The sequence below is a fragment of the Candidatus Eisenbacteria bacterium genome (assembly GCA_016867715.1).
In the GTDB taxonomy this organism is placed as follows: Bacteria; Orphanbacterota; Orphanbacteria; order Orphanbacterales; family Orphanbacteraceae; genus VGIW01.
In genome coordinates, this window is sequence record VGIW01000104.1 from 1 (window position 1) to 10,445 (window position 10,445).

The window sequence follows — 10,445 nt, forward strand, 5'->3', positions numbered from 1 at the left end:
CCGGAAGCGCGTGAAGGAGGAGAAGAACAAGCAGGGCTCCGTGCTGGCGGACCTTCCGGAAGAGGAGCACCGCGCGTTCGGAGAGCGGGTCCGCGACGCCTCGGAGCGTGCGATCGCGGCGTACCGCGCCCTTCTCGAAGAGGGGACGGCGAAGGAGCTGGCCCGGATCGTTCTCCCACTCAACATGTACACGCAGTTCTACTGGTCGGTGAACGCGCGCGCCCTGATGAACTTCCTCAGGCTTCGTTGCGACGAGCACGCGCAGCACGAGATCCGCCTCTACGCCGAGGCCGCGCGCGCGATCTTCCGCGAGAAGATGCCTTGGACCGCGGAGGTGTTCGACTCGCTCACTGGAACTCGGGAAGCGGGAGGGACTGGACGCCGCTGAGACGCGCTCGGGTTCGGGAGACGGGGGAAGAGGGGGCTTTACCTATCGCGGCGCCGCGCCCGGCTGCTCCGACGAGCGCGCGCTCGTGTCCCAGCTCTCCCCGGGCGGGAACTGGCCCGGCGAGGAAACTGGGGTCTTCGGCGCGCCCTGCGCGGTCTCGCGCGCGCCGCCGAAGATGCGCGCGATGTCGTCCGCGAGCTCGCCGGGACCGAAGAGCGAAAGCACCGCGAAGTTCAAGAGAATGAGAAGGGCGTAGAGGAAGACGGAAATCCAGCGCCCCTTCTTCCTCCACGCGCGCCGGCGCGCTGAAGACGAGACGAAGGCCGGATTCCGCGGAGTCCCTTCCTCGTGGGATCGGAAGGAAGCTCTCCCGCTCGACACGGCACCTCTCCAACAAGCGACCTTGGTCGGTCTCTTCGTACGCGCTCAGCATACACCTCCAGCGGGATCCCTCGCGAGCCTTTTCGCGTTCCATGCGATCGGACAAGCAGACGGCGGGAGCGTCCGGAAAGGAGGAAGGGCGCGCCCCCGCGAGAGGACGCGCCCGGTGGTTTTGAAAACCGAGGATCAGTGCGTTGGGCGATAGTACGGGTTCTTCCCGCCGGCGTGATCGGTCGTGTCGATGACGGCGCGGATCGACGGGATCTTCTCCTTGATCATCCGCTCGATCCCCTGCTTCAGCGTCACGTTCGCCATGCCGCATCCCTGGCAACCGCCTCCGAGGCGGACGAACACGTTGCCGTCCTTCACGTCGAGGATCTCGACGTGCCCGCCGTGCCCGGAGAGGGCCGGGTTGATCGCGCTCTCGACGAGCTCCATCACCGCGCGGCCGTTCTCCGGATCGGACCAGACGACCGGGTTCGGGTTGTTGAAGACAAACCCTCCCCCGGAAGCATCCTCGACATACCCCCGGAAGCATCCTCGACATAGTCGATCGTCGTCCCGCCGAGGAGCGGCGCGCTGAGGGGGTCGACATACGCCTTGAAGCCCCCCGCGTCGACGGACATGTCGTCGCCGGCCTCCCCTCCCGGCTCGACCCACGAGAGCTCGTGTCGATAGCCTTCGATGTGCCGGCCCGCGATTCGCACCCGAATCCCGCAGTCCGTCTTCTCCTGCGTCTTCATGATGGCGAGAATCCGCTCGCGCGCCGCATCGCTGAACGTGACCATTCGCATACTCCCTTTGTCCATGAACGATTGTTTTCCTTCGTCCCGACCCGATCGAGCGCGAGCCGAACGATTGTTTTCCTTCGTCCCGACCCGATCGAGCGCGAGCCCGCGAACGAAAGCTCCTTTCCAATAATATACCGCCCCGCCCGACCGGCGCAAGCGGCTCGCCGCGATCGGTCGCTGGCCGGGCTTTCGGGCGGAGGAGAACGTCAGGGGACCGTCGCGGCGGGGAACGAAAGCCCGCTCGCGCCCTGCGCCGGCGTGGAAAGCATCGCCGGAGGGGGCGCCATCTCTCCCCGCACCCGAAAAACCCTCCTTTGAAGGCTCTTGCACGCGCAGATGGGGACCTATCGGAAGAGCGATTCTACCGATGTCCGTACGTACTCGCCCTGCCCCGATGGCGGATCGGAGAGTTTGCTGACGCTGGACAGAGGGGCGGCTACGAGAGGAGCGATGCGGGCAGGGTCGCGGTGCCGGGCTTGGTGATCGCGGCGTGGGCGGCTCGGAGCACGTAGTTTTTCGGCTCGACGCCGGCGAGCTTCGCGGATTTGAAGAGGGAGTAGAAGAGAGCGGCGACCTCGGTGCCGCGTCGGGAGCGGGAGCCGTAGTGGTTTTTGCGTCCCACGGCAACCCCACGGAGAGCCCGCTCGACGGCGTTGTTGTCGAGCGGGATGTTCGGGTCCTTCAGGAACGCAGTGAGTCCTGTCCAGAGGCCGAGCATGTAGTCGATGGCCTGGCCGAGCCCGCTTCGGAGAAGCGGTCTCTGCGCGAGCGCCCAGTCCCGGATCCGGTGAACGATCTCCTTCGATCGGGTGTTGCGGAGCTCCGCGCGAAGGCGCCGCGCTTCCTCGTTCCCGTTTGGGCTCGGGACGATCTCCTCGACGGCGTAGAGCTCGCGGAGAAGATCGAGCATCTCCTTCGACTCGGCCGGGTAGTTCTCTTCGATCTCAACGAATTTTCTTCGGACATGCGCCCAGCAGTGGACGAGCCGGAACGAAGGACCGGCGCGTGTGAGCGCGTTGTAGGCTCCGTACGCATCCGCCATCACGATCCCGCGATAGCCGCCGAGGACTTCGGATGCGGCCGCCTTCGACCGGCTATCCAAAATCGCGTAGGCGGCGAGCTCTCCGTTCGTGAGCGCCCAGACCCACCACCTCTTCGGATGACCGCCCATCAAGCGCCACGGAGTCTCGTCCGCTCCGACGACAGCCGACTCCAGCACGGTGTGCCGGATCGCCTGAACCGTCGGCGCTAGGTGATGCGCCAAGAGGTTCGTCTGGTCCCAGAGCGTCTGCGAGTCGATCGCGAGGCCCTCGCGACGAAGGATCCTTGCCTGTCGCTCGAGAGGCAAGTGATCGAGGAACTTCGACGCCGCGAACTCCACCGGCCCCGGTCCTCCCGCGGCCGACGGGTCGGAACTCCGGTCGCCCTACGGGCTCCCTCCGTTCCGACCCGCTCCGTCCCACTCTTGTTGGTCTCCATGGACTCCTCCTCCCCAAGAACTCACCCCATCATCCCCCCAAACCCCTGTCCAAGGAAACCGGGAACCGATCCAGCCTCGCGGTCCCCCGGCATCCTCGGTTCTCTCGCCGGGCCGCCTCTCGAAATCGACGCGCTCGTCCGTCCATCGCTCGCCCTCCTCTCGAAGGCACACGATGACCGAACTCTATGCAGCTTGACTAGACGGGGTCAGGCGAGGAGTTACGAAATAGGTATCGTGTCCCCAGAATACAAGAAAACCACGTGCACATCACGAAGGGCTTTTCCCTCCTCGCGGTCAGCGAAAGAGGCCTTTGATCGTTCCCCAAGTCGGTTGTTCCGAAGCCGTCGGCTCCCCCGGCTCCACCCGAACATAAGCGCGAACTGCGTATGCAAACTGGTCACAGACGAGTTCCCCGTTACAGTAGAGAGAGCCCTCCAGATCGACCGACAGCTCAGCGGTGGCTCCCTCGACAGCAGCAGTATACGTTGCAGATCCAACATGATATGCGGGCGGGCCCGGTTCCGAAAACGTAATCGCCTCAAACGTGACACACTCGCTGTCCGCCACGATCGGCTGCCCCTCCCACGTTCCCCACAACATATAGGTCCCGCTCGTGAAGCTCAGGTACCTATCGTGGTTACAAAGGCGCACCAGCAGGTATATTATCATCCCGTCATGATCTTCGATCCAAACCTCTGCCGTCACTGAGTCGCCCGCCCCGACAACCACAGTATCTGGGCCATTTCCCAGCTGCCCGTCTAGGTCAACCTCGACTCCAAAGTCCTGGCCGCGCGCAGCCAGGGGCCAGATCAACACCAACGCCACCGCTCCCAGCCCCAACACGAACGTCCTTCTCATACCGACCACCCCCACTCGTATCGCTTGTCTTCGCGCACATGGTCTCGTCAACGAACTAAGACCACTCTCCGTATGTCATATCCACTTTCAGAACCCAGACGCACAAAATAGACTCCCGACGGTACGTCGCGGCCCTCTCCGTCTCTCCCATTCCACGTGACCGTTTGGCGACTCCCCCAGCTCGACTCCTCAGGGGTAATATCCCTTACCAGCCGTCCAGAAACGTTGTACACACGCAAGCTCGCCTTCCGTGGGTCGGCAGCATAGTAATCGATCGTTACGATTGGGTTCGCCGGGTTTGGCCTTACCGCGAGGATTCGAGAGAGCAGTGCCTGAGTATCATCCGCGCTGCCACCCGGCAACCAAGTTGCTGTAGCGCTGTCGAGTTTCACAAAATATGAGAGGTACCACTCATTCGGGGTTGTTGTGTCAACGGGCATCCAGAAGTCGCCAATGTCAATTGTATCAGGCCCCGCTCCCGTGTCAACGATCGCCTCCGTAAATCGCCAGAGATACGTCCGCAGTGTCGCTTCACCCGTGTCAACCTCAACCACTTCGCAGAACAAATCCTGGTAGAGCGCACGAACCGAATCCGGTGTACTTGGGTTGGCCCATCCAAGCGTGCGATCACCCATGTCACTATGCGCGCTCTCGCCGATTCCGGCGACAACCGGAAGAGCTGTTCCTCTGGGGAGAGACACCGTCTTGTACACGGCATATGGGGTTCCGATGAACATGCCCTCCTCCATCAGGCTTTCCCCGCTGCCATCAGTCCATACATACACGGTCCTGGGGCTGAGCGCCGTTAGCGAGTCCCGACCCGTCGTCCTGCTACGAAACCATTGCCTTGGGAATTGCGTGTATCCTATGGAGCGATCGGCTCGCACGAAGCCGTACCCGCACGAATCGTTGGGGATACTCCCTTGATTAGAACACGGCTCCGCCCCCGCCTTTATCAGTGCCTCGACTTCCTCGTGCAGGAGCTGTCGACCCGGGTAGTGCCCGATGACAGCCGACATGAGCAATGCCGCGACAGCAGAGACCTGAGGAGCCGCAAGAGATCCCCCTGACCCGCCAAGTCCCAATGCCGGTCCCTCCTTGTATGTACCGGCCGTGTCCGCTACGACCATCCCCGCCCCCTCAGGTGTGCTTGACGTGATGACGAGGCAGTCGATGTAGTTGGGATTGCCCGTCTCTCCCCTTCCAGATCTCCGAATCCACTCCCCCTGCATATTCCCTGTGTTTACCGCGAGCATTCGGTTCGGCTGAAGGGCGGCTGGCACCACAAAGTATGTATCTGCGTTGAACCCACTGGTTCCGTTCGCGGCGACAAGAGTCATGCCCGCCTTGTAGGCTCTCGTGAAGGCCTTCGCATCCGTGACACCATGCGCCATATTGGGCTGCTGTTGAAGCTGGCTCGGAAAGTATCCATTGCTCATGTTGATGACGTCGGTCCCCTCACGAATGGCTCGGTTGACCATCTCGACATACCCTTCGGTGGAGCTGCCACACCCATAGTAGTAATCGTAGAATTGTACGGCGACGCCACAGCTGTCCGGCTTGCAGGTTCGGCCCGAGCCTCCGCTGATGCCAGCAATCCCTTCATACTCCCCGGGAGCCCCCTGCTTGACATTGTGCGTGAGTGCAGCGGCGAGTCCTATGACCCACTGCCCGTGGGGGTTGGGCCCGCAGGACGGGGCCAAGGAGCTATCACAAACATCCACGTACTCGAACCTGTATCCCACGCTGTCGGGGGTCTGGCTTGAATCTCGAATCACAAGATCTCGGTGTGAGGGGCACACAGGGTGATCGTAGACTCCAAGGCGTATCTCTGGGCTCCCCGTCGTAATCGGCCAAACTGCTGGCATGTTGAGGCCGAAGCCATTCGTGGAATCGAGGTGCGGCTGACGCCCGAGAAGAAAGACTGAATCACCGGGAGATCCGTCTTCGGGAAACCCGAACATCTCGAGAGGATATACCGGTTCCGCATAGTCATAGGCATAAGCACACCGGCGGATTGCCCCGAGGATGTCGCGAGCAGACTGCGATCCGGATGTTCGGAGGTAATAGGTCCGCGTCAAGTCCGACAAGTCAAACCTTCTCCCGTACTTCGAGTAGATCACGGGATTGTCCGGGTCCACGGTCTTCGCCAGCCTCTCGATCTCCACAACGCCCGCGTTCTCAAGCGCCTCTCTCACTCCATCGTCGGCGATGTCGAGGGCCACCGGGGAGCACCGGAGAACCGAAGAAGGAAGATCGAGGTAGCCTCGGCGAAACTGGACGATTACTACATCGTCGCGGGCGTTGGATCCATCCCCGGGGAGCAGTGTCACGCCGTGTCTCCTGGTTAGGAATCCTCCGCCTCCGTCTTCTTGGCCACCACCCGGCCCATCTGCTTCATCTCCCCCCGCACCCGATCCCTGGCCCCCACCGTCCTCCCCTCCTCCTCCCATGCACACCGACGCCCCCTCGAAGCCTCCAAACGTCCCCTCCTCGAACTCCGTGTTCTGCCAGCCGCACATCGTGGAGTCCCAGGCGAAGGTTGCGCAGGCGCCTTCCTCGACCGCCACGAAGCGGAGCCGAGCCACTTCGGAAGGGAGATGCAGCGGCGCGCTGAAGGAGAAGTCGTACGGCTGGAGAAGGAGGAATCCTTGCTCATCCTTGAGGACCGAGAACCTCGTCCACTCTTCCGGCAGAACGAAGATCGCGCTCGCCGAATCCTCCACCCACGCCAGGACCCCGCTCGTGTCCCCGATGGTGATGCCGAAGCCGAACAGAGAATCCGTGCTGTCGGCGATCCACACGCGAGCGAGAACCGTGTCGCCGGACGCGACGTCGAGCGTGTCCGGTCCGTTCGTCGCGTTCGAATCGAAGTCGACTACGATATCCCATTCCGCGACCGCGGACGAAGCAAGGAGCAGGATGCATGCCACGAACACGAGGATACGGGGAGCCATTGCGTTCTCCTTTCCGCCAGGTTTGTGGCTCTCCTACCGGACAAGCACCGTCTTGAGCGTCCTTTCGTTCCCCTCGTTCCGCACCCGGACGAAGTACACGCCCGAGCCCGCGGGATTCCCTCGCTGATCCCTCCCATCCCACGAGAGCGTCTGCGCGCCCCCTTCCATGAGACCGCGAGAAAGAACCCGCACGCGTCGGCCGCTCACGTCGAACACGTCGGCCTCCACCCGGCCCGGTCTCGGGATCAAGAGGTGGATCGTGGTCGCCGAGGGGGCCGGATTCGGGCGCGCGGGAAACACCGTGAGCTGGGGCAGCGACTCCCCGCTCGCCACGCCGGTCGCGGTGACCACGAACGATACGGCGCCCATGAATATGCGATAGTCATTACCGGAAGAGGCGCTTCACCCGCCCCCACGTCATCCCTTCCGTGGCGGTCGCATCGATTCGGATGACGCCGTTGATCCCAGCCACGAAGTCGCCCGCGTCATACGCATAGTCGATCCAGTATGAGTTCCCCAAGTCCACTTCAAGATCGGCGAATGTCTCCCCTCCGATCAGGTCGTACGTCACCCTCGAAAAGAGAAAGGGAGCCGGAGTCGCACAGCCGATGACGTACCCCGTCCCCATCATGCCCGTGCATGCGCCGCCGGATACCGTCTCCGTGTAGTACTGCATGCACGGGTACGCGACGGGCCCCAGAGTCCATTCCACGAACTGCAGCCACCCGTCTTCGTTGCACAGGGTGGCGTAGACAAGAAGGAGACCCTGCCACTCTTCTCCCTGCGTATGTCCCATCACCCAGAGATCCACAAACAAGCTCTCCCCGACAGTCGCAGCCACGGTGTCGGGCCCATTCCCCGGGACCCCGTCAAGGTCCACCTCGAGCCAGTACGGCTGGGCACGCGTCGCTCCCCCCGCAATCACGACAAGCAGCCACCCCAGCAACCCTCGCCAGGCCATCCACGCACCTCCCATGATTCACCTCCTGCGCAACTCATCTGAAACCCCATTTCTCAACGCCCTCAATGAAGCACCACGATCTTCCTGACATCGGCCTTCCCTCCGCCTGCGGCACGCACGAAGTACACTCCAGAGCCAACCGGTATGCCTCCGGCGTCTCGGCCGTCCCACACAAGGAAGGGCTGCCCTGCCTGGAGAGTCTCGCGGGTGAGCGCCCTCACGACTCTTCCAGAGACGTCAACGACTTCCACGCTAACAGGCAGGGGGTGACTAAGCTGTAGGGTGATTCCAACGGTTGGATTCGCTGGGTTTGGGGTGACTCGCAGTATCCTCGGGCCGAGATCGGACCCGACAGGCGTCTCCCCATCTTCAATTGCCGTGGCGGTGGCGGAGTCAACCTCGTAGAAGATTCCGTAGTACCAGTTGTTCTCGCTCAGCGTGTCTCTGGGCATCCAGAAGCATGTGTCGACCAAGGCACCCTGTCGAAATATCCCCGTAAACTCCCACAGCGTAGTTTTCAACCTAAACCCATAAGGCCAGACACTGTCGACCTCGCAACAATAGTCTTGATACAGCGCTTCAACTGCATTCATGCGGGCCGGGTTCGCCCACCCGCTGGTATAGCAGCTCGACCCGGGCGCGCCTTCCCCAATCCCTGCCACGACAGGCATTGATTCACTTCCCAAGTGCGGATCTTCAATCGTCAAGTAGACCGTGTACGGCTTCCCCACATAACGGCCCTCAGGCATGAGTGTTTCCGCCCCATCATCGTCCCAGACGATCACCGTTTCCGCCAGTGCGCTTCCGTCGACGAAGTCTCGGCCCGTCGCACACTTTCTCTCCCAGTACCAGGGGGGTTGCGTGAAAGCTACTGACCGATCGGCCCTCGCAAAGCCATAACCGCAGTTCTCATTCGGGACATCCGAATAGTCTGTGCAGCGTTCCGCGCCAGCCTTGATCAGCGCCTCAACTTCCTCGTGAACGAGCGACCTCGCGGGATAGTGGAGTCGCACCGCCGACATGAGGAGAGCCGCGACACCGGAGACCTGCGGTGCAGCCCACGACGTCCCATAGCCGCCCGTTGGCCACATTTCTCTGATCCGCGCATAGCTTCCATTCGGCCCCAGCGCGAACATTGTGGAATCCTCCGCATCCGTGGTCACCGCCGCCAGACAGTCAAGGTTATTCCCGATAGAGGTGATCTCGTGCGATGCCCCGGTAACCCTGCCAGAACCTACAACAAGCATCCGATTGGTTTGGGCATCCGCTGGGATTTGAATGAGCCTTGGACCTGAGCTCCCTTGATTCCCCGCCGCCGCAACGAGTGTCATGCCACTCTTGTAAGCCCTGACAAGTGCCTTCGATACCGTGACTACATCCATCGTGTCAGGCATCCAGGGCCCCCCAATGGGAGTAACACCAGAGCTCATGCTCACAATGTCCACCCCGTCGCGGATTGCCATATGCAGCATGCGGACGTATGCCACGGGCATCCACTTCAATGTATCACCCGGAGCCACAACGCTGTCCTCGCAACCCAGGTGGTCATAGAAAGTCACGGTGACTCCGCACCCTGTATCAGCACATGCCCCACCCGCACCACCTGCTATACCTGCAATGCCCTCGTAGATGTCGCTAGTGGGCTTGCGGTTGTGAGTGAGTGCGGCAGCGATTCCGAGAACAACCTGTCCGTGGCCGGCCGTTGTAGCGGTATCCTTATTGCATACGTTTCTGTAGATGTATCTACTCCCAACAGGATCTCCCTGTTCATCGCGGACAGTCAAATCCGGGTGAAGAGACGAATCCACTCCGACGTCGAAGATCCCAAGATGGACCCGGGGGCTTCCTGTCGTTATGGGCCAGACAGCCCCCATGTTCAGCCCGTACCCCGAAGACTCGAGTAGGTGAGGTTGGCGGGGTTGGGTTTCGAGGTTGAGAACGAAGATCGAATCGCCCGGCAGGGTAGTCGGCGGTTCCGGGAAGTCGAACCGCTCGATCGGATAGCACGGTTCCGCGTAGTCGTAAGCGTAGGCGACGGCACTCAGCGCGTGCAGGAGATTCCTCGCCGAGGACGACCGCGATCCTCGAATAACGTAGGTTCTTGTGAGTTCCGTGAGATCAAACCTGCGTCCGCTCTTTGCATAGAGGACCGGGTTCTCCGGCCGCACGCTGGGATCGACGCGCTCAATCTCCACAACGCCGGCACGGGACAATACGTGCGCAATGCTGTCATCGGCGATGCTGGCCTCCTCAAGCATACACTTGTCTCGATTCGAAGGAATGGCAAAGTACCCCTCCCGAAACTGTACAATCGCCAGGCCATTCAAGGCATTGCTCTTCTCTCTCGGATAAAACGTAATCCCGTCCGAGAGGTATGCCGGCACTTGGGGCTCATCACCTCCCTGACTCTCGGGCGGAGCAGCTCCGCCGTCTGCTCCTTCGTCACCGCCGGAGGATCCGTCCTCGGCTTCGTCCCCGCCTCCCCGCACGCACACCGTCGTTCCCTCGAAGCCTCCAAACGTCCCCTCCTCGAACTCCGTGTTCTGCCAGCCGCACATCGTGGAGTCCCAGGCGAAGGTTGCGCAGGCGCCTTCCTCGACCGCCACGAAGCGGAGCCGAGCCACTTCGG

The 10,445-nt window shown here is 61.9% G+C and carries 10 protein-coding genes; 1 reads left to right on the forward strand and 9 read right to left on the reverse strand.

What is annotated here, in order from left to right; translation table 11 throughout:
* Nucleotides 1-388: FAD-dependent thymidylate synthase (gene thyX / locus FJY73_12720; GenBank protein ID MBM3321528.1), on the forward strand; the 388-nt coding region annotated here is incomplete at its 5' end.
* Between the two features lie 42 nt (nt 389-430).
* Here the strand turns inward: thyX and FJY73_12725 are convergent.
* The 9 genes from FJY73_12725 to FJY73_12765 form a co-directional block, all read right to left on the reverse strand.
* The gene (locus FJY73_12725; GenBank protein MBM3321529.1) at nt 431-769 is read right to left on the reverse strand and encodes a hypothetical protein; all 339 of its coding nucleotides are present in this window, start codon (nt 767-769) and stop codon (nt 431-433) included.
* Between the two features lie 186 nt (nt 770-955).
* A complete protein-coding gene (locus FJY73_12730; protein ID MBM3321530.1) occupies nt 956-1,210 on the reverse strand; it encodes a NifU family protein in 255 nt (84 codons plus the stop codon).
* Entirely contained in the window at nt 1,207-1,578 is a 372-nt protein-coding gene (locus FJY73_12735; protein ID MBM3321531.1) for an iron-sulfur cluster assembly accessory protein, read from the reverse strand. The genes FJY73_12730 and FJY73_12735 overlap by 4 nt, the downstream gene beginning before the upstream one ends.
* Before the next feature lie 418 nt (nt 1,579-1,996).
* Nucleotides 1,997-2,941, reverse strand: a complete 945-nt coding sequence (locus FJY73_12740; GenBank protein MBM3321532.1) for an IS66 family transposase — start codon at nt 2,939-2,941, stop codon at nt 1,997-1,999.
* A gap of 393 nt (nt 2,942-3,334) precedes the next feature.
* The gene (locus FJY73_12745; protein ID MBM3321533.1) at nt 3,335-3,898 is read right to left on the reverse strand and encodes a hypothetical protein; all 564 of its coding nucleotides are present in this window, start codon (nt 3,896-3,898) and stop codon (nt 3,335-3,337) included.
* A gap of 47 nt (nt 3,899-3,945) precedes the next feature.
* Entirely contained in the window at nt 3,946-6,855 is a 2,910-nt protein-coding gene (locus FJY73_12750) for a S8 family peptidase (protein MBM3321534.1), read from the reverse strand.
* A 33-nt stretch (nt 6,856-6,888) separates the two neighbouring features.
* Nucleotides 6,889-7,224 (reverse strand): T9SS type A sorting domain-containing protein, encoded by a 336-nt coding sequence (locus FJY73_12755; protein MBM3321535.1) that lies wholly within the window; start codon nt 7,222-7,224, stop codon nt 6,889-6,891.
* 16 nt (nt 7,225-7,240) lie between these two features.
* The gene (locus tag FJY73_12760; protein ID MBM3321536.1) at nt 7,241-7,816 is read right to left on the reverse strand and encodes a hypothetical protein; all 576 of its coding nucleotides are present in this window, start codon (nt 7,814-7,816) and stop codon (nt 7,241-7,243) included.
* Between the two features lie 62 nt (nt 7,817-7,878).
* On the reverse strand, nt 7,879-10,445 hold a 2,567-nt coding region (locus FJY73_12765; protein MBM3321537.1), incomplete at its 5' end, for a S8 family serine peptidase.

What these genes read in the sequence shown, in the direction of transcription:
- FJY73_12735 (MBM3321531.1), bottom strand. Translation starts at nt 1,578, where the DNA reads ATGGACAAAGGGAGTATGCGAATGGTCACGTTCAGCGATGCGGCGCGC.
- FJY73_12745 (MBM3321533.1), bottom strand. Translation starts at nt 3,898, where the DNA reads ATGAGAAGGACGTTCGTGTTGGGGCTGGGAGCGGTGGCGTTGGTGTTG.
- FJY73_12750 (MBM3321534.1), bottom strand. Translation starts at nt 6,855, where the DNA reads ATGGCTCCCCGTATCCTCGTGTTCGTGGCATGCATCCTGCTCCTTGCT.
- FJY73_12755 (MBM3321535.1), bottom strand. Translation starts at nt 7,224, where the DNA reads ATGGGCGCCGTATCGTTCGTGGTCACCGCGACCGGCGTGGCGAGCGGG.
- FJY73_12760 (MBM3321536.1), bottom strand. Translation starts at nt 7,816, where the DNA reads ATGGCCTGGCGAGGGTTGCTGGGGTGGCTGCTTGTCGTGATTGCGGGG.